Here is a 19,185-nt window from a genome sequence, read left to right on the forward strand (position 1 = left end):
CTCAGTCACCCAAATACTGAATGGTGATGTGGTATTTAAAAACATGCTGCTCGATGCTGATCGGCTCACGTTTGCCTTTGCGTTGCAGGTAGGTGATTTCCGTCACCAGCTTGCCGTGCGCGTTACGCAGTTCGCGCTTATCGTCGTGATCGGTCAGTGTCCAGCCTTTGGGTAACTGCGGCTGCCAGGCGGCAATCGGCCAATGGCTGATCATCACGTCCGCCAGTACCTGGCTGGTGGGCGGCAGTTGCGGCACGACGATCGACTGCTCGGTATGAATTCCGCGTTCATCATAGGTGACGAGGAATAAACGGATCCCCACCGATGAGAGCCCGGCAAGGGTGATCTTTTTGTCGTCGGCGGTCATCATCACCAGCAATGACTGGGTTTGCCCGTTAAAACTGCCGGTTAACAACTGCTGGGAGTTCACCGCCGGCGCGATCCCCGGCGCAGGCAGCGTTACGCGGGTCCCCGGCTCCAGCCACGCTTGCGGACGGCTGCCGTCAGGAGAATGGGTTGAGTGGCTGCATCCGGTGAGCAGCAGGGCGGCGGCAAGCGCGACGCCAGTGCAGAGGGGGCGAATCATCGTTTTCTCTCTTTTTTCGCTGGCATTGCGAGGGGGGAAAGCAGGAAGGCGGTAAAAATACCGCTGACCAGCACAATGCCGAAACTGCTGATAGCCTGAGTGGCGCTGAATATCAGCATCCCCAGGGTGAGTAACGTGGTTATCATGGCCAGCGTGATGGCCAGCAACGACGTGAGCGGCGTGCCGCGCGGATTGCTGAAAAACAGCGTGTAGTTGATGCCGATCCCCAGCACCAGCACCAACGCCAGCAGGGAAAACAGATTTACTGCGTGACCGCTCAGTGATAACACCGCCAGCCCGCAACCGAGCGACAGCACTGATGGCACAAGGCTTATCAGCCCTTTTTTCCAGCCCAGACGCAGCACCGCGCCTGCGGCAATCACCGCCAACGCAACGAACAGCAACCCGGTTAACACCAGTCGGTACAGCGCAAACAGCTCATCAAACGCGCTTTTGCGATCTACCCAGGCGATGCCCGGTTGTGTTTTTGCCAGTGCGCTAAGCGCTGCACTGTCTTTAACACCGTCGACCGGGGCCAGCACGCCGCTTTGCCCGTCGGGCAGCGTTAACCACAGTAACCGCCAGCCTTCACTGGCCGGGCTGGCAAGCCACTGTTCAACGGTAACGCTCATCGGGCTGAGGTCTGGCGCAACACTTGCCATTCCCGCGGCGTGGAGTGTGCGCGTCACGGCAGGCGTCGCGTTTTTCAGCAGTTCAAGATCCTGCTGTTGTCGCGCCAGTGAGTTAATCGGGAGGGTGCGAAAACCCGCAATCATCCCTTGTTTGCGCGCGTGATCCAGTTGCGGCGTAAACGCTTCTAGCCGCTCCAGCGTTTGCTGCGGCGTATCGCCATAAATCACAAACCATTTCTGATCGACGCTTTGCCCGGTCAGCGCCGTGATGGCTTTCTCCTGCGCCAGGATCCCTTGCGGCAGCGCCTGTAACTGGCTGATATCGTCATTAATGCGCAACGTAGCGAGACCGGCGAGAGAGAACAACGCCAGCGCTACTGGCAGGCCAATAGCGAGTTTTTTATTGCGCCGCCAGGCTGCCAGCCAGCGCAGAAGCAGCACCATGGCGGGCACCGGACGCACCGGTAAACCGCGGCATAGCCACGGATGCCAGAAGATCACCGTCAGACAGGAGGCGCTAAGGCCGACGGCGGCGAAAATCGCCATCTGGCGGATGCCAGGGAAGGGGGCCAGCATCATGATCAGGTAGGCGACAACGGTGGTGGCCAGCGCCAGCAACAACGCATTACGCACTTTGGCGAGACTTTGCCATGGCGATGCCTCTGCGCCATGCACCATCCGTTCGGTCAGGTAATAAAGTGTGTAATCTGCTGAAATCCCAATGATGCTCAGGCTCATCACCAGCGTCATCAGATGCAGTTCGCCGAACAGGAGCAGTGTAGCGACGGTGCCCGCCAGCGCGCCAATCGCAATTGAAATCAGGCACAGCAGCAGGGGACGCAGGGAGCGGAACACGGCGACAATCAGCGCAATCACCCCAAGAAGGGTGGCGATGCCCAGCGTGGAGACGTCGCGTTTGGCCTGCTGGCTGGCGTAATCGCTGTAGAACACTGTGCCGCGTGATAGCAGCTGTGCCTGCGGGAATCGGGCTTTCAGTTGCGCTTCCAGTGATGCCAGTGTGTTAACAAACTGGTGCGTTTGCTGCATATCGAATGAAGAACCCGCCAGTTCACCGTGCAGCAGATACCAGTCGTTACCTTTATCGTCCTGCGTCACCAGCCAGCCATCCATCAACCGCAGCTTCTGGCTGTTCTGCGCCATCGCAAGCTGTGCGCCGCGCATCAGCATCAACGGATCGTTTTGCAGCTCTTTACCGCTCACGCCGGAAAACGCCGAGTAGAGCTGCGTCAGCACCCATTGTGCCTGTGCCTCGCCGCCGTTTTGCAGACGCGTGCGCGTGGTGCTGTCGAGCAGGGCGTTACGATGCTGCCAGAAGAATGTGCCCCAGGCTTGCTGGCTTTGCGCATCCATCGGCCCTTTCAGGTTGTTCACCGCCTGCGACTGGCTGAGCAAGGAAAGCCAGTATTTCGCCGCCTCAGGATTGGCCTGTTTGCCGGGGCTGATCAGCCAGACCAACTGTTTGTCGAGGCGCTGCATAAAGCCGTCGTTCAGTGCCGGGGGAAGCGTACCCATCGTCTGAGCGGGCAGCATCGCCAGCACACTGCTGTTCATGCGCGCTTTTGGCAGCAGCATCAACAGCATGCCGAGCAACAGCAGGCAGAGCAGTCCCCAGAGTAGCGCCGGACGCGGGGAGTTAGTGCGCGGCAAAGCGTTGGCGTTCGTCATCGGTCAGCGTGGTGGGCGTCAGTCGGTGTTGGGAAAAAGCGATATCGGTGAGATCGCCCTGTTTGTCGTTCAGGCGGATGCTGTCCAGATACTGCTGACCGGCAAGCTCGATAGAGGTGAAAATCTTATCCAGCGGCGTGGTGATCGGCGTCAGTTTCAGGGTCCAGCGTCCTGCGCCCATATCTTGAAAATCGATACGGAAGTTTTGCTCCAGTACCGCGCGATCGGCCTGAAACAGTGCGCGCAGCAGGTGATTAAACTGGAACATCTGCGGGTTGTTTTCGGCGGTGATCACCTGTGGCGGCTGACCATTGATGATTTGCACCATCCGCGAGTCATCAAGCATGAGTGCCATCGGGAACGGCACTTTTTGATCCCACAGCAAGCCCTGGTCACGTGCGATCAACATCTCGCCCTGCGAGCGTAAAGGCTGCGGCAGATCTTTAATGGTGCGGGTCTGGGTGAAATGCGCCCGTACTATCGGTTGTTCGGTAAAACGTTGTTGCAGCGTGTCCAGCGTGATCGCGCCAACGAAGGGGCTGAGCAACAGCGCCAGCAAAGGCCAGTATTTCATGGTGTTACCCCCATACGTTCAAACAACACTGCCGGGCTGACAAAGCACATCTCGCGGCTTTTTTCGTCCACCGCGACCTGAATGGTGTAACCGGTGGTGGTGCGTTTACCGCTGGCGGCATCAAAGATGTCGTAAGCGATTTTCAGGCGGTTTTCGAACTCTTCCAGTCGGGCGCGTACACGAAAATGCTGCTCAAAAGTCAGCACATCGCGGTATTTCACCCGGGTGTCCACCACCGGCCAGACATAGCCGGAGGCTTTCATCTGACGGTAGCCATAATCAAACTGATTCAGTAGCGCCTCGCGGGCAATCTCAAAGTAGCGGAAGTAGTTACCGTGCCATACCACACCCATCATATCGACGTCGTGGAAGGGAACGGTCAGTTCTACTTCGGCGGTAAAACGCGGATCGTTTAACACCTGTTACTCCTTGTCCGTGGATTGCGGTGCATGATCGGGCAGCCGCCAGAAATCAAAAAAGTTAAACCAGTCGAGCGGTGATTGCAGGGCGTAGTGCTCAAGGCGCGCAGCATAGCGGTCTGTTGCCTCGCGCAGAGCGGCCTGCCTTGCGGCGCGCGGCATGGGCAGTGGATCGGCGAAGACTTCACAGTGCAGGCGCAATTTGCCCTGCTGGCGCAATGCAAACATCAGCAGTACCGGGCAGCGTAACGCCGCAGCGAGAATAAACGGTCCCTGCGGGAAGGGCGCAGGGTGGCCCATAAATTCGCTCCAGTTCACCCGCCAGTCGCCGCCGCGTTGTGGGTTAACCGCCAGCCGATCGCCGACGATCGCCACCCATTCCCCGCGATCAAGCTTCTCTTTCAGCAACATCGCGGTATCCGGGCCGATGTGCTTCACCGGGATGAGGTTAACGCCCGCCTCCGGTGCCATCTTTTGCATAATCTGCTTAAAGCGCAGGGCATTTTCATGAAACACCAGCGCATGAATGATCTTGCTCTCGTTGATCTGCGCCAGCGCCCGGCTGGCTTCCACATCACCCAGATGCGACGCCAGTAGCAGTTTGCCTTTGCCATCGTGCAGTCCGAGTGCTTCTTCCGCACCGGGGGCAAATTCCACATCGCGGCCAAAGTGCAACTCGCCACGCCAGCCCGCGACTTTATCCAGCATTGCTTCGCCGAAGCGCAAAAAGTGGCGGTAGCTGTTTAACCCGGCAGGCAGCGGAAGATGGCGGGCCGCCAGCGTGGTGCGCACCCGCGCCAGCCAGTTTTTCGAGGCCCGACGCGCATCACGGGCGAGGAGCCAGTAGACGGCGACCACCGGATAAAGCAGCAGCGAGAAAGCGCGGCGACCTAATACGCGCCAGACCAGTAGCATAAAGCGCATACCCCACAGGCCTTGCACCTCTTTTTGCTGCGCCCAGTGCGTGGCATTGCGGCGAAACAGCAGAGACGGAATACGCGGCAGCATGCCGAAGAACAGGCGGGTATGCATCAGTGAGATGCGCACGTTATCTTTCAGGGCGTCAAAATGCGACAGGCCATCCAGCGGGTAGGTCACGCGCGTCGGCACGAAGTAGCTGTCATTGCCCTGCCAGTAAAGTCGCACCATCACTTCGGTGTCGAAATCCATACGTTTGCCCAACGTCACCCGGCTGGCGAGCTGCAGCGTGGGGGCAATCGGGTAAACGCGAAAACCGCACATGCTGTCTTTCAGTTGCAGCGACAGGGTTTCAATCCATACCCAGACATGGGTGATCCAGCGACCATACAGACGCGAACGTGGAATGGAGTCGTCATAGAGCGGTTGGCCGGAAATCAGCGCCTGCGGGTGTTGCTCCGCCAGCGCCAGTAACGCCGGGATATCTTCAATGGCATGCTGCCCGTCGGCATCCACCTGCACCGCATGCGTGAAGCCCGCTTGTGCGGCTTCACGCAAGCCACGGATCACCGCTTCGCCTTTTCCGGCGTTCTGCGGCAGGCGGATCAGCGTCAGGTTGCTGTCGCCACGCGCCAGCGCTTCCAGAATGATTGGCGTATCGTCAGTGCTACCATCATCCACCACGAAAACCCGCAGGCCCGCAGGCTGTAAGCGAGTCAATACGTTGGACATGGTTGCGCCGTGGTTATAACAAGGGATCACCACACAAGGGGTAAACGTTAACGACATAGGCGAATTTTCCCGCTGCTGCAGAGGTGGCGCACTTCACCTTCATGGCGATGATAGCTGAAGGTCAATTGCTGTTTTTCTTCGTGCCAGTCGAGCACCAGCGTGACGACATTGTCCGGCAGTAGAGGCGCCTGGAACTTCACGCTTTGAATGCTGTGAAAACGGTGCTCCGGCGCCAGCAGGGTGGTGGCGTAGTGCATCGCCCAGTCGAGTTGTGCAACGCCGGGAAGCAGAGGCTGAATGGCAAAGTGACCACGAAACCAGAACAGTTCCGGCTCCAGTTGGATCACGATTTCCGCGTGTTGTGGTTGCGCCTGATGGCGTTCAATTTCATGGGGTTTCATGAAATAACTCCTGTAGTTGCGCATAAACCCGCTTGTTCATACTGTTGACCGGGATCTCATCAAGAATTCGCCAGTAGCGCGGCACTGCCACCGGCTCCAGCCATGGGATAAGCGCCCGCCGCCACGACAGCTCAAGGGCTTTACTGTCGCTGTGTTGCCATTGCGTGCGCATCTCATCGTCCAGCACCAGCAGAACACCCACACCCTGACGACCGCCACGGGAGACCGGTAGCGCCGCCGCTTCACGTATACCGCCCAGCGCCAGAACGCGGCGTTCGATCTCGCTAAGTGAAATGCGCTTCTCTTCGATTTTGACCACCCGACCACGGCGACCGGCAATCAGGAATGTGCCGCTGGCATCAAAAATCAGCTCATCGTCCAGCAACAAGCCATCGGGTTCGGGAATGAGTGGTGAATGCGCGCGAAAGCTCTCCGCTTCTTGTTCGATGGTCACGCCGGGGAACGGCAGCCATGAGATGTTATCCTGCTGGCGATAGCGCCAGGCTAGGATCCCGGTTTCAGTGCTGCCATAGATTTCATCCGGCCAGACGCCCAGCCAGTTCGCCGTTTCCTGAACATCGCGCCAGGGCAGCATGCCGCCCGCCGAGAGGATAAGCGACACGGGCGGAGGCGAGAGCCGGGGATCGAGACGTTTTAAAAATGCCGGACTGCTGATAAACGCATAACGGTGCTGCCCGTCGAGCGCAGCAAGTTGCTCAGCGTAATAGAGCATGGCGGCATGCAGCGGCAACCCGAGCGACATTGGCAGAAAGATACGAAACGTCAGACCGTACAGATGCTGCGGCACCACGGAGGCGACAACACGGCACCCGGCCAGGCGATCGGCAAAGCGCGCAGCCAGTAACGCGGCTTCTTTGTCCAGACAGGCGATGGGTTTGATAACCCGACGCGGCTGACCGGTGGAGCCGGAGGTAAAAAGCTCAACATAGGCATCTTCGCGCAGTGCGGGAAAGGTGGGCACATCTGCGGCCTGCCTGTTGTCGGACGCCACTACATAGTGTGGCCCTTCCCAGTTCAGCGGCCGGTCGCTTAGCACCCCGTCGAACAAGGATTGTTGCTCTGCCAGCAGCGATACCCGGCTATGACCAGGGATGACCGGGGTTTTACCCGCGTGCAGCGAGGCTAACAGCGCCACAATAAACAGGTAGCTATTTTCGAAACAGAGTGCCCAGCGTTTGCCAGGTTGCTGCGTTAATTGCGCCACGCATTGTGAAACGTCATGACGTAAATGTCCCAGCGTCCATGTTTGATCGCCAAGCCAGGCAATCGGCGTTTCGGCAGTACGCGGGCTGTTTAGCCAGGCGGCGAAAGGAAGGGTCTTCATGTTGTCTCTCGTTTAATCACCTGGCGGCGCACCAGCCACTCTCCCACCATGAGTGCGCCCATCAGCAGATAGGCGATCATCCCGTTCCAGGCTGTCCACAGACGCATATCGCCGTACAGGGCGGTAAACAGTGCAATGCCGCCGTTCAGCACAAAAAAGATGCACCAGATCTGCGTTACGCGGCGGGTATAACGTACGGCGGCGGCGGGTAACTGCGGCTCACGCAGGCGCGCCAGTCGTTCCACCAGCGGCATCGCCGTTGTGAGTGAACCGCCAAACACCGCCAGCATGATGAGATTGACCGCCACCGGGTAGTACAGCAGCAACTGGTGGGTTTTTAGCAGCCAGCTTGCCGCGCACAGCGCGATGCCCACGACCGCCACGCCGCCACTGACAGCGCGCAGTGGTGCTATCGCCTGCCGGGCTTGCCGTAAACGGAAAAGCAGCATTAGTGCCATCAGGGGCAGCAGCCAGTGCAGACTGTTATGTGTCAGGCCAAACCAGATCACAAATGGCCAACTGAGCATTAACAGGGCAGCGACCAGCCTGAGTCCCGATTGGAGGCGGGATCCGCGCATCGTGGTTTACTCTTCTTGCAGTAAACGTTCTACCGCGTCGACAACATCCTGTACGGTGCGCACGGCCTTGAACTCTTCCGGCTTGATTTTCTTACCGGTTTTCTTCTGCAGGTGCACAATCATGTCGACGGCGTCGATGCTGTCCAGCTCCAGGTCTTCATACAGCCGGGATTCCGGGGAGATATCCTGCGGGTCGATTTCAAACAGTTTGGTAAGAAGGGTGGAGACTTCCTGGTAAATTTCATTTTTCTCGATCATAGCGAACCCACCCTTATGCGCGTTGAGCCTGGATAAATGACGCCAGCGTGGCGACAGAGTAGAAGTGCTGACGCATCTCTTCGCTTTCGGCCGACAAGACCACGGCGTACTGGTTTTTAATCGCCAGACCTAATTCCAGCGCGTCAATAGAATCCAGACCCAGACCATCCCCAAACAGCGCCACATCGGTGTCGATGTCATCGGCGCTTAGTTCATCCAGATTCAGTGTGTTGATGATGAGATTTTTAATTTCAAGATAAAGCTGTTGCATCATTCATTCCTAAAAAGGTGCAAAACCCGGTGTTAATTGATGCAGAAGATGCCGGTTCAACTGTCTTGCCGCCAGCGCCGGTTCTTGCGATTCCGCATCAAAAAATTGTTTTATTGCCACCCGTTCGCGTACTTCCACGGTAAACATGGGCTTACGGGGTGGGACGTCATACCATCGGCTGTGTTTATCCAGCAGATGTTCACTACAGTGGATGACCACGATGCGTAGATCACAACCGCAGCGCACAGCAATATTCGCCGCGCCGCGTTGCAGTGTCATTGCCTCTCCCGGGCGTGTTCGCGTACCTTCCGGGAAGATGAGAATCGTATCGCCCTGTTGCAGGCGCTGCTCACAGGTGGGAAGCAGGGCATCCGCCTGACTGTTAATCAGGTAGTCCGCCGCTTTTACCACGCCGCCAAGAAAGGGATTGCGCAGCAGCGCACTTTTAACCAGGCAGTCGGTTTCCGGCATCACTGATGCCAGCAGAACATAATCAATAAGCGTAGGGTGGTTGGCCACCACCAGACAACCGCGTTCATGACGCAGGGTTTCTACGCCGTGGATGCGGTAATCCAGTGCGCCTGTTGCTTTCGCGGTGTTTAAAAACAGACGGAAACTGGCGGCAATACTGCGGCGTGCGAGGCGGCGGCGCGTTGCTTTGTCGCGCACGGCAATCAGCAACAGGTTAAACCACACCAGCGACAGCAACAGCCCACCGATGCCAAACAGCGCAAAGCACAAGCCGGTCATCAGCAAGCGCCAGAACCAATTCAGGCGAGAGGCGAGACGTTTCATGCGCGGCTCCAGTGCCAGTTCAAACGCTCGCCGGGAATCATGAATTCACGCTCTTCGCGCAGATAATGCTGTAAAAATTGCACGCTTTGGGGTAGCCGTGGCTCACCTTCACAGATTGCCGCTTCACTGGTGCATTGCAGGTCTTCACCGGCTTCAAAGACCAGCGCGACGGCATAGGCCCAGGTTGGCATATCCGGGTGCAATCCGGGGTGATAAAACGCCGGGAGCGCGCCATCGAAATCCACCATCAGTACGCGCTGATAACCCGCCTGCAAAAAGCAGATGACTTCACATAGCCCCTGCTGGAAGGTATCCAGCCCGGCGGAAAGCGAAGAGGAGACGATAGGTTGTTGGGCAGCAATAGTGAGGTTCCCCACAGCCGAGTTGTGCACCGACATCGCGAAATCGGTCGGCGAGAGATCCTGCCCCGTCGCCAGCGCTTGCAGAATGCGGAAGTTACGCTCCAGCTCACCGTGGCGGCTGGTAAAGACCACGGCCTCTACCTGATGCTGGCGCAGCAGCGTGATGCCGCATTCAACGGCCAGCCGACTGCCTGAGCTGAGACGACGCGCGGTCATCATGGGCAGTGCGGTCAATTTTGCCTGGGGTAACGCCGGATCGATAGCGTCGAGGTTTTGTGACCATTCCCGCCACTGCGCCGCTTCACTTAATCCCGGCGCACGAGCCTGCCAGTCGGTAATCTTGAGTGCAAATTTCATCAAACGCGCGTCCGCGAAAAAACGTGATATCCAGTGATGCCGTTTCGGGCATCATGGCGGCGCGGGCGCCGCCCTTTCTTATTTTTTATGACATATCAATAAGGTATGCCCCACCCCGAGGTTATCGAGGCGCTTTTCAACGCCGAAGCCCGCCATGTCGAGATAGCGCAGGAAATTCTCCGCGCTGTAAAAACGGCTGTTGCCATTCGCCATACAGGTAAAGTACAACGACGTTGCGTTTAAACTGAATGCCGCAGCATCAAATTTTTGCGCATCCCAGAACAGTTCCATCACACACAGTCTGGCATCCGGTTTCATGACCTGGGCTATCTTACTTAAGATGCCAACAATCTGTTCCGGGGAGAAGCAGTCCAGGAACTGGCTCATCCACCAGATATCCGCTGCGTTGGGCAGCGGCGCGTCACCCAGCATATCAATTGCATGGAAGCCGATCCGCGAAGCGAGTCCCGCTGTGTTGACGTTTTGCTGCGCCAGGGCGATTTGCTCAGGCAGATCCAGCAAGGTTACCGCGACGTTTTCGTCATATTTGCAGCAACTGATTGCCCACTTTCCGGTATTACCGCCTATATCGTACAGATTTGCCGGCTGGCTGGCGAATATATGCGGTAACGCTGCGTTAAACGCCGCATCGGAATAGTAATGGTCAAAAGCAAACCAACTTTCCCGTGCCGGGTTCGGTAATTGCGATAATGCCGGGTAAATGGTCGGCCATTCGCCAAACACGCGCAGCCCTGCAGGTTTTCCCTGTTTTAGCGCCTCGTCAAGGAAATAGAGTCCCTGATAACAAACATCCTGCGAAAAATCCATATTCACACGCGTCATTGTATCATGGAGCAGGAAGTGTCCGACTTTGGCAAGATAAAAACGATCTGCACTGCGCGTGATAATTCGTCCACTAAGCGCCATGTCGAGTAATACACTCGCGGCATATTCATCGGCTTCGCTCCCGAGAACAATTTCATCAAGGGTTGCGCCCTGATTTCCTTGCTTATCGAGAAAATCCAGCAACCCAAACTTACGCAGACAAACTGCCGTCTGGAATAGCATCGGGGCAAAAGCAATACGCTGCGCTTCCGCTATTGCTTCGAGCGCGCTGAACGGATCCTGTTCATACATGGCGTATACAACCTTATTAAATGCATCAGGATTATCGGACCGTTACCGGCCCGACTTTAGACAGGATGGCAATTAAAGCGCGGCGCCTGAAGCCAAATTCTGCTGAATTTGTTTATCGAGGGTGTTCACCCAAGTGTTGTATTTTTTATGGATTCGACCATCAGACGCTTTCAGGTTCAGGCTGTTTGCGTAGTTAATGGAGTAGCTGTCTGCAGCGTAAGTAATACGAATTTCGGCAACGTGGCCGCGGTTATCCAGACGACCTGTGATAACGCCTGGGCCAGCATCGTTCATAACCCATTGACGTTGTTGACCCGCTTTCAGAATAGCGGCGCGCACCTGAGACTGAGTGTGACCTGCGCTGACCGGGGCGTCGATATTTTGCACAATAGCGGTACGCGCACAACCTGCCAGTGCTCCGGCTACGGCAATCACAGCCAGGAATTGAACAATCTTCTTCATGAGAACTCCGTATCAAATAATTTAAGATTGAAGACACACTTACTTTCTGGAATTAATCCAACGCCATGATGAAAATGGAAAATACTGCCAATAAAAACGGTGCAGATTGCCATTTTTGTTTGCGAATATTGGGTGTTTTTAAAGTGAGTGATACTGCTGCCCGGCTTTTTATAAGCATATTGCCAAATTTTGTGGAGTCAGCCGGGGTGGGCGGATAATAAAATATCATTGTGTACAGTGCAACCATAATGATAAGAGGATATCAATGGTTATATATTACTAATCGTATGTATTACAGGCTGTTAGCTTGATTCTGATGCGGGTAATTATTCTGGTTATAAAATTGTTATATTTATTTAATTAGCTTAAGGTAAATTTCAGGCGTTTTAAGTGGTGCATTGTTTATCGTTAAAACGCCTGCAATAAAGCAGGCGCAATTATTTTCTTTACTTTAACGTTAATAAGATAAATATAAAACTACCCCCGTTGGTAGGTCATTTATCCTGGCAAGCGGCTTTTAGGTCTGCCTGGCCCGAGCAAAATAGCCAGTTTGCTCCCCCCGGTGGTGGTCTCCATCCAGATTTTACATACGCTGGTGAGGGGAACCGACAACAGCATTCCTACCGGGCCGAGCAGCCAGCCCCAGATTAATAATGATAAAAATACCACCAGCGTCGACATGCCAAGGCGGTGGCCCATCATACGGGGCTCCAGGATATTGCCGATGATCATATGCACGACCAGAAAGAGCGCACCCACCAGCAGGCATTCGTAAACGCCATTAAAGAGTAATGCCTGGAGCATGGGCGGAATAGCGGAGATCACGGAGCCAATATTGGGAACATAGTTGAGTAAAAACGCCAGTACTCCCCACATCAATGCGAATTGCACATCCAGCAGTACCAAACCCAGCCAGACAATGACCCCGGTCCATAAACTGAGCAAGGTTTTCAGTGCCAGATAGTGCGACACGCCCTTCAGCGCCCGGTGCAGTCCGGCAATGTGGATCTGCGGGTTGTGCAGCGCGAAACGCAGTTTATAAGGCACATGGCGGACTTCAAAGAGCATAAATACGACGGTCATTACCAGCAGGAGGATGCTGGCCATGGCGTTGGAGAGTTGGGTCATCATCGTGGTGGCAAACGTCATCACGCGATCGGAATCCATTCGTTGCAGCATGCGTTCCGGCGACATATGCAGGTTGAGGAACGGTACCATTTGCTGCAGATCGAGGAATTTGCGCGTTAATTCGCGGTTATATTTTGGCAACAGGGTCATAAAGTCGTTTATCGACGCGGCCAGCACGCCGACCAGCGCGGTGAGGACGATCAGCATAACCAGAACGACGATGGCGATAGCGACCGGGCGCGACAGTTTCCGGCGGATAAACCAGCGGACTAACGGGTTGAGTACGATGGCAAAAAAGAGCGCCAGTAAAAGTTGCACGATAATATCGGCGGCAGCATGGATACCGGCGAGGATCACCACCAGCGCAGCCAGTTTTAAGAGAATATGTAAACTCGCCTGATCAGGCTGAGGATATGTCATGTGTACGTCCTTATGTCATTTTGCCTGTTCAAGTGTAGTGCCTTGTAAGGTCTTCGCCTGACGACGATATTCTTAAAGTGAATGCTGATTTCTGTGCGCTGACGTGGTAATAGTGAAACACTGTTGTAAATATCTGGATTTCACTCTCATGCCTGAAAACGCCGCTGAATCGGCGCTTAGCGGATGGCGTCTTAATCTGCGGATTTTGTCCGTCGTTATTTTTAACTTCGCAAGCTACCTCACTATCGGCCTGCCGCTGGCCGTGTTGCCTGGCTATGTCCATGATGTTATGGGGTATAGCGCCTTCTGGGCCGGTTTGGTCATCAGTTTACAATACTTCGCTACGCTGCTTAGCCGACCGCATGCCGGGCGTTATGCCGATGCGCTGGGGCCGAAAAAGGTGGTGGTGTTTGGCCTGTGCGGCGCGTTTCTGAGTGGACTGAGCTACATGTTAGCGGGGATGGGTAGCAGCCATGCCGGTATCCTTAGCCTGGTGTTGCTGTGCCTCGGGCGTGTCATTTTGGGGATCGGCCAGAGCTTTGCCGGAACCGGAGCCACTTTGTGGGGCGTCGGTGTGGTTGGCTCTGTACATATTGGGCGCGTTATTTCCTGGAATGGCATTGCGACGTACGGTGCGATGGCGCTTGGTGCTCCGCTGGGGGTGCTCTGTTATCGCTATGGTGGTTTAGCCGGGTTATCACTCACCATTATGGGGGTGGCGCTGTTGGCGATTTTGCTGGCGCTGCCGCGCCCGGCAGTGAAAGCCAGTAAAGGCAAACCGTTGCCGTTTCGCGCCGTACTGGGCCGCGTGTGGGTGTATGGCCTGGCATTGGCGCTGGGCTCTGCGGGCTTCGGTGTTATCGCCACTTTTATTACCCTTTATTACGATGCGCAGGGCTGGGAAGGGGCGGCCTTCGCCCTGACACTGTTCAGTGTTGCGTTTGTGGGCACACGTCTGCTGTTTCCGAACGGCATTAACCGCTTCGGCGGGTTGAATGTGGCGATGATCTGCTTTGCGGTGGAAACCATCGGCCTGGTGCTGGTAGGGCTGGCGGCGGATCCGTGGATGGCGAAGCTTGGCGTCTTCCTTGCTGGCGCGGGTTTCTCACTGGTCTTCCCTGCACTTGGTGTGGTGGCGGTGAAAGCCGTACCGCAGCATAACCAGGGTTCTGCACTGGCCACCTATACGGTGTTTATGGATTTGTCGCTCGGTATTACCGGGCCGCTGGCAGGGTTGTTGATGGCCTGGTCCGGGGTCTCAATGATTTATCAGGCGGCGGCTGGACTGGTGGCGATAGCGCTACTGCTGGCGTGGCGATTGAAGTTACGTCCAACATTGGAGTAATGCCTGGTATCACGGAGAGCCGCAATAAAAAAGGAACCCGAAGGTTCCTTTTTTCATTTCTGGCGCGGTGTTAATTCACCACGATGGTATTGATAATGTTTTCTGCCGCGGTTTGCGCTTGCTGCTGGTTGTCCGCCGGCAGCGTCACCTGCAGGGTCAGCAGTTTATTATCGACCTTACCCAGTACCACAGAAGACCATGCAGTCTGACCTTTGGCGGAGATAATGCTATCGAGCTGTTGCAGGGTCTGGCCTTTCAACTCAATGGATTTATTGGTCACCACTTGCAGTTGCGGATCGCGGCTGCGCTGCTGATCTTCCAGGCGTTTCGCCAGTGCGGCGAGATCTTCCTGCGTGTTGTCGCCCACAATCACAATCACGGCTTTTTGCCCGGTAGCGTCGGAGTAGACGTGCATATTGTTAGCCTGTGTACCCAGTTTGCCACTCTGATCGGTCATATCTGCCGGAAGCGAGAAGCTGAGTTTGCCGTCGAGCAGCGTGACGGGCTGACCGTTGGCGTTGCTTTCAGCGGCGGCGCCCTGAACAGGTTTTTTGCTGTCGCTGTTATCACAGGCCGCCAGCCCCATTACCAGCAGGCCAATACCGACATATTTCACCAGATTGCGCATTGACTTCATCCTTTCAATAAACAGCCATAACGGCTCATCAGTGCATCTTATCATAACTGATAAGCCGTACCTTTAGCTGGCCTGTAATGCGGGAATTTCAGATTTGTCTGCCAGTCTTTTCAGCAACATATTCAAAAGCACACCGTACATCGGCAGGAAGAACGCGATGCTGATAATCACTTTGAAGCCGTAGTCCACCAGCGCGATTTCCATCCAGTGCTGCGCCATAAACGTATCCGGGCTGTGCCAGAAGGCAATAAAGAAGAATGCAACGGTGTCGCTGGCGTTGCCAAAAACGGTTGATGCGGCAGGCGCCAACCACCAGCGGCGGTTCTGACGCAGGCGGTTAAATACGTGTACATCAAGAATCTGACCCAGCGCATAGGCCATAAAACTGGCGGTGGCGATACGCGCCACAAACAGATTGAAGTGGGCGAGTGCACCAAAGCCCTGCCAGGAACCCATATAGAACAGGGAGGAGATCACATACGAAGCCAGCAACGCCGGAACCATCACTGCGAAGATAATCCGCCGTGCGAGGGGCGCGCCGAAAATGCGTACGGTTAAATCCGTCGCCAGGAAGATAAACGGGAAACTGAATGCGCCCCAGGTGGTGTGGAAACCAAAAATGGCAACCGGCAACTGGACCAGATAGTTACTGGAGATGATCACCAGCAGGTGAAAAAGCGAAAGCCAGAACAGCGCCTTCATGCGCTGCGAGTGCGAAAATTGCGTCATATTGTGACCTTTTTGGTAAATGGGGTGAGGGAACCCAGTACTTTTTATGCTCTGTCAAACAGAGCCGCCGCATGATACTGCAATCATCACCGGATGCAATGGCTATTTTTAACGCAATCGTTAACCTTGCTTGCGTCACAAAAAAGGCAGCGTAAACTAATGCGGTTTTTTCCGTTGTGAGATGAAAATGACCGATCCGTTTACCACTGCCGACCATACGCTGGACGCTCAGGGCCTGCGCTGTCCGGAGCCGGTAATGATGGTGCGCAAAACCGTACGCAACATGCAGGTTGGCGAAACATTACTGATTATTGCCGACGATCCGGCAACCACCCGCGATATTCCCGGCTTTTGCCGTTTTATGGAACATGAGCTGGTCGCCGGGCAAACCGAGACGCTGCCGTACCGCTATGTAGTGCGTAAAAGCCACTAATCTTTGCGGCGCAACAGGCGCAGGGCGTTGGCGGTCACCAGCACCGTCGCGCCCGTATCCGCCAGCACCGCCAGCCACAATCCCGTTATTCCCAGCAGCGTCGTCACCAGGAATATGGCCTTCAGTCCCAGCGCCATGGCGATGTTCTGCCGGATATTGCTGTGTGTGGCGCGCGCCAGGCGGATCATCTGACCAAGACCGGTCAATCGGTTATGGGTTAATGCTGCATCGGCAGTTTCCAGTGCGACGTCTGTACCGCTACCCATTGCAATGCCAATGGTGGCGGCTTTCATTGCCGGCGCGTCGTTAATACCATCGCCCACCATCGCCAGCGGCGCATGCTGGTTTAATGTTTGTACGGCGCTGACTTTATCTTCCGGCAGCAGCCCGGCGCGGAAATCCAGTGCCAATTCCCCGGCAATCGCCGCCGCTGCACGCGGGTTATCGCCGGTGAGGATCACGCCTTGTACCCCTAACGCATGGAGCGCGGCTATGGCTTCTTTGGCGTCGTCACGCAGCGTATCCTGCAACGCCAGCGTCCCTATCACTTCTCCGTCACGCTGTACCACAACCACCGTCTGACCGTGGCTTTCCTGGTGATTAATCTGCGCCAGTAACGCGCTGTCCAGCATGCCTGCGGCGAGTTTGTCCGGCGCGCTGATGTGGATGGTGCGCCCGTTTACTTCGGCCTCAATACCTTTCCCGGCCAGAGCTCGCTGCGCCTGCGCATCGGGAATGGCGAGCTGGCGACGCTGAGCTTCCTGCACGATGGCCTGCGCCAGCGGGTGGGTGGAGCCTTGTTCAACAGCGGCGCTCAGTGTTAACAGTTCCTCTTCGCTGCACCCGCTCAGCGGGTTTAACACGGCGACCTGCGGTTTCCCGATGGTCAGCGTACCGGTCTTATCAAAAGCAATCTGGCGGATGCTGCCCAGTTGCTCCAGCGCTGCGCCGCCTTTGATCAGTGCACCGCGTCGAGCCGCTGCTGCAAGGCCGGAGGTAATCGCCGCCGGGGTGGAGATCACCAGTGCGCAGGGGCAGCCAATCAGCAACAGCGCCAGACTTTTGTAGATCCACTCCAGCCAGGGTGCGGAAAACAGTAACGGAGGCAGGAGGGCGACCAGCAGTGCAACTCCCATTATCACAGGCGTGTAGAGGCGACTAAAGCGATCGATAAAGCGTTCAATCGGCGCGCGACGCTCTTCCGCTTCTTCAATCAGTTTCAGGATACGGTCAATGGCGCTTTCACCGGGTCGGGAAACCACTTCCAGCGTGACCAGCCGATCAACGCTGGTCGCCCCGGCGGGAACCGCCTCGCCGCTGGCGCGTTCAACCGGTACGGATTCACCGGTGAGTGCGCTTTCATCAAAGCTGGCAAACGAAGACAGCAAACGGCCATCCGCCGGTAAACGACCACCAGCAGGGACTTCAATCGTATCGCCGGGTTGCAGTTCGCTGGCTGCCACCGTCTGACGTTCACCGTTGCGCAGGCGGGTTGCGGTGTCCGGTTTCAGCGCCATCAATGCGCTGACGCCACGGCGTGCGCGGCTGGCAGCCCAGCCTTCAAGGCGCTCGCCAATTAAAAACAGCATCAGCACCATGGCGGCTTCGGCAGTGGCACCAATAAACAGCGCACCGATGGCGGCGACGCTCATTAACGTTTCGATGGCGAACCAGGAACCGCTTTTCATCAAGCGCAGCGCCTGACGGGCGATAGGCCACAGGCCAACAAGCGTAGTGGCGATAAATGCGGCCTGGCCGAGCGGATGGTTGAACTGCTCCAGCAACCAGCTTATTGCCATCATGACGATCAACAGGAGCAGCGGCAGGTTTTCGCGCAGGCTCGAAGGAGGCGCTTCCGGCGCACTGTGTTCGCCTCGCAACTGATAACCCGCCTGCTGTACCGCCTGTTCGACCTGTGTACGTACATCACGGTTAGCCACGACAGTGAGTTTTTCTGTGGCGAAGGCAACCTGCACCAGGCCGATGCCATCAAGCTGGCGTACGGCGTTTTCCACTTTACGGGCACAGGCGGCACAATCCATACCGGAGACCTGCCAGCTATAACGCTCACCTTCGGCGCTCACCGGGGCAGCAACGGTGTTTTCGCAGGTTTCGTCGGCACAACACGGTTGCGGTTTTTCCGGCATCGGGCGCAGTTTGACCGCCGCGAACTGCGGGGCTTTTTTCGGTTCAGGCTGCGGTGTGGGGGTCGGCATTGCATCCTCCGGTTAATGATAATTTTCTCATTAACCAGAGTATGCACTCTGGAGTCGACTCCAGAGTCAAGCTTTTTAAATATACAGAGAGCGAACGATCAGAAAATGCCCGGCGAAGTAGCAAGCGGACGCAATAGCGTTATCGGCGCTAAAGCGCTTACGGTAGTGGCTGCCCAGCCAGACCACATTGCCGAGCAGCAGCAGCGTGGCACCAACAAATGCAGACAGCGCAGGGCTTGTCGGACGGAAGAACCACAGTTCACCCGCCAGCCAGACCATCACTAACGTCATGGCAATAAAGGTGAGCACCGGTAGGCGCAACTCTTCCAGCCGCGTCCAAATCACCGCCACCAGCAGTGCGCCAATCACCAGCAACACCAGCGGCAATGGCCAGAAGAAGGAAAGCGTCATTTGGCTGGCGAAGTAGATGGTATAAAGCAGATGAGCAAGGAAAAATGCCCCAATGGCGTAGAGCATTTTTTGCCGTGGCAGAAGCGTCAGCGCATCCCCGACCAGTGAAGCGCACAGACCCGCCAGCACAAGGTAGCTGATGGCATCGAACATCGGGGCTTGCCAGGCCAGCAACAACAGGAGAAGTAAGGTAACGGGTTTGAAAACCCAACGCTGCCAGGCCGGGCCGCGGTAGGAGGCGTCGACATACAACCAGGCGGATAAACAGACAGCAATAAATGACCACAGCATAATTAAGTCCCTGTATCTTTTAGCGTTGCGTGAATCTCTCTTACTCAGTGTAGTGGCGGGGA

At 56.1% G+C, this 19,185-nt stretch carries 20 protein-coding genes and 1 pseudogene; 2 read left to right on the forward strand and 19 right to left on the reverse strand.

Annotation, left to right across the window (positions count from 1 at the left end; genetic code table 11):
* Position 1: 1 nt before the first annotated feature.
* The 15 genes and pseudogenes from ABGA49_RS08180 to ABGA49_RS08250 all read right to left on the reverse strand — a co-directional run bounded on the left by ABGA49_RS08180 (position 2) and on the right by ABGA49_RS08250 (position 13,061).
* Positions 2 to 586, reverse strand: a complete 585-nt coding sequence (locus tag ABGA49_RS08180; protein ID WP_347665414.1) for a DUF3261 domain-containing protein — start codon at positions 584 to 586, stop codon at positions 2 to 4.
* Positions 583 to 2,904 carry an MMPL family transporter gene (locus ABGA49_RS08185; protein WP_347665415.1) on the reverse strand — a complete coding sequence of 774 codons (2,322 nt, stop codon included), beginning with the start codon at positions 2,902 to 2,904 and terminating at the stop codon, positions 583 to 585. The genes ABGA49_RS08180 and ABGA49_RS08185 overlap by 4 nt, the downstream gene beginning before the upstream one ends.
* Positions 2,873 to 3,478 carry an outer membrane lipoprotein carrier protein LolA gene (locus tag ABGA49_RS08190; protein ID WP_061492799.1) on the reverse strand — a complete coding sequence of 202 codons (606 nt, stop codon included), beginning with the start codon at positions 3,476 to 3,478 and terminating at the stop codon, positions 2,873 to 2,875. Before ABGA49_RS08190 ends, ABGA49_RS08185 begins: the two co-directional genes overlap by 32 nt.
* On the reverse strand, positions 3,475 to 3,897 hold the full coding sequence (locus tag ABGA49_RS08195; protein ID WP_061492800.1) for a thioesterase family protein: 423 nt from the start codon (positions 3,895 to 3,897) through the stop codon (positions 3,475 to 3,477). Before ABGA49_RS08195 ends, ABGA49_RS08190 begins: the two co-directional genes overlap by 4 nt.
* A gap of 3 nt (positions 3,898 to 3,900) precedes the next feature.
* Complete coding sequence (locus tag ABGA49_RS08200; protein ID WP_347665416.1) at positions 3,901 to 5,604, reverse strand: glycosyltransferase; 1,704 nt, start codon at positions 5,602 to 5,604, stop codon at positions 3,901 to 3,903.
* Positions 5,595 to 5,948 carry a hydroxymyristoyl-ACP dehydratase gene (locus ABGA49_RS08205; RefSeq protein WP_090269444.1) on the reverse strand — a complete coding sequence of 118 codons (354 nt, stop codon included), beginning with the start codon at positions 5,946 to 5,948 and terminating at the stop codon, positions 5,595 to 5,597. Before ABGA49_RS08205 ends, ABGA49_RS08200 begins: the two co-directional genes overlap by 10 nt.
* Entirely contained in the window at positions 5,935 to 7,293 is a 1,359-nt protein-coding gene (locus ABGA49_RS08210; RefSeq protein ID WP_347665417.1) for an AMP-binding protein, read from the reverse strand. Before ABGA49_RS08210 ends, ABGA49_RS08205 begins: the two co-directional genes overlap by 14 nt.
* Positions 7,290 to 7,871 (reverse strand): hypothetical protein, encoded by a 582-nt coding sequence (locus ABGA49_RS08215; protein WP_088238350.1) that lies wholly within the window; start codon positions 7,869 to 7,871, stop codon positions 7,290 to 7,292. The genes ABGA49_RS08210 and ABGA49_RS08215 overlap by 4 nt, the downstream gene beginning before the upstream one ends.
* Positions 7,872 to 7,877: 6 nt before the next feature.
* Complete coding sequence (locus tag ABGA49_RS08220) at positions 7,878 to 8,129, reverse strand: acyl carrier protein (RefSeq protein WP_061492805.1); 252 nt, start codon at positions 8,127 to 8,129, stop codon at positions 7,878 to 7,880.
* A 13-nt stretch (positions 8,130 to 8,142) separates the two neighbouring features.
* The gene (locus ABGA49_RS08225) at positions 8,143 to 8,400 is read right to left on the reverse strand and encodes a phosphopantetheine-binding protein (RefSeq protein WP_061492806.1); all 258 of its coding nucleotides are present in this window, start codon (positions 8,398 to 8,400) and stop codon (positions 8,143 to 8,145) included.
* A pseudogene (locus ABGA49_RS08230) lies at positions 8,381 to 9,213 on the reverse strand (lysophospholipid acyltransferase family protein). The gene ABGA49_RS08225 and the pseudogene ABGA49_RS08230 overlap by 20 nt, the downstream one beginning before the upstream one ends.
* The gene (locus tag ABGA49_RS08235) at positions 9,192 to 9,914 is read right to left on the reverse strand and encodes a beta-ketoacyl synthase chain length factor (RefSeq protein ID WP_088238351.1); all 723 of its coding nucleotides are present in this window, start codon (positions 9,912 to 9,914) and stop codon (positions 9,192 to 9,194) included. Before ABGA49_RS08235 ends, ABGA49_RS08230 begins: the two are co-directional and overlap by 22 nt.
* 78 nt (positions 9,915 to 9,992) lie before the next feature.
* Positions 9,993 to 11,051, reverse strand: a complete 1,059-nt coding sequence (locus ABGA49_RS08240; protein WP_347665418.1) for a class I SAM-dependent methyltransferase — start codon at positions 11,049 to 11,051, stop codon at positions 9,993 to 9,995.
* Positions 11,052 to 11,123: 72 nt separating this feature from the next.
* Positions 11,124 to 11,513, reverse strand: coding sequence for a hypothetical protein (locus tag ABGA49_RS08245; protein WP_061492808.1), 390 nt, complete (start codon positions 11,511 to 11,513; stop codon positions 11,124 to 11,126).
* A 498-nt stretch (positions 11,514 to 12,011) separates the two neighbouring features.
* Positions 12,012 to 13,061, reverse strand: coding sequence for an AI-2E family transporter (locus ABGA49_RS08250; RefSeq protein ID WP_347665419.1), 1,050 nt, complete (start codon positions 13,059 to 13,061; stop codon positions 12,012 to 12,014).
* 112 nt (positions 13,062 to 13,173) lie between these two features.
* Here ABGA49_RS08250 and ABGA49_RS08255 point away from each other — a divergent pair, with 112 nt between their 5' ends.
* Complete coding sequence (locus tag ABGA49_RS08255; protein ID WP_347665420.1) at positions 13,174 to 14,406, forward strand: MFS transporter; 1,233 nt, start codon at positions 13,174 to 13,176, stop codon at positions 14,404 to 14,406.
* Between the two features lie 70 nt (positions 14,407 to 14,476).
* On the opposite strand, the gene ABGA49_RS08260 is transcribed toward ABGA49_RS08255, so the two are convergent.
* Positions 14,477 to 15,034 carry a DcrB family lipoprotein gene (locus ABGA49_RS08260; RefSeq protein WP_088238353.1) on the reverse strand — a complete coding sequence of 186 codons (558 nt, stop codon included), beginning with the start codon at positions 15,032 to 15,034 and terminating at the stop codon, positions 14,477 to 14,479.
* Positions 15,035 to 15,106: 72 nt separating this feature from the next.
* The gene (locus ABGA49_RS08265) at positions 15,107 to 15,772 is read right to left on the reverse strand and encodes a 7-cyano-7-deazaguanine/7-aminomethyl-7-deazaguanine transporter (protein ID WP_061492812.1); all 666 of its coding nucleotides are present in this window, start codon (positions 15,770 to 15,772) and stop codon (positions 15,107 to 15,109) included.
* 187 nt (positions 15,773 to 15,959) lie between these two features.
* Between ABGA49_RS08265 and tusA the strand changes: the two genes are divergently transcribed.
* On the forward strand, positions 15,960 to 16,205 hold the full coding sequence (gene tusA, locus ABGA49_RS08270) for a sulfurtransferase TusA (protein ID WP_061499722.1): 246 nt from the start codon (positions 15,960 to 15,962) through the stop codon (positions 16,203 to 16,205).
* Here the strand turns inward: tusA and zntA are convergent.
* Positions 16,202 to 18,421 carry a Zn(II)/Cd(II)/Pb(II) translocating P-type ATPase ZntA gene (zntA, locus tag ABGA49_RS08275; RefSeq protein ID WP_347665421.1) on the reverse strand — a complete coding sequence of 740 codons (2,220 nt, stop codon included), beginning with the start codon at positions 18,419 to 18,421 and terminating at the stop codon, positions 16,202 to 16,204. The two genes, tusA and zntA, sit on opposite strands and share 4 nt — an antisense overlap.
* 75 nt (positions 18,422 to 18,496) lie before the next feature.
* Positions 18,497 to 19,123, reverse strand: coding sequence for a lysoplasmalogenase (locus ABGA49_RS08280; protein WP_061492814.1), 627 nt, complete (start codon positions 19,121 to 19,123; stop codon positions 18,497 to 18,499).
* Positions 19,124 to 19,185 lie beyond the last annotated feature (62 nt).

Source organism: Kosakonia sp. WA-90 (assembly GCF_039871955.1).
Taxonomy (GTDB): Bacteria; Pseudomonadota; Gammaproteobacteria; order Enterobacterales; family Enterobacteriaceae; genus Kosakonia; species Kosakonia oryzendophytica.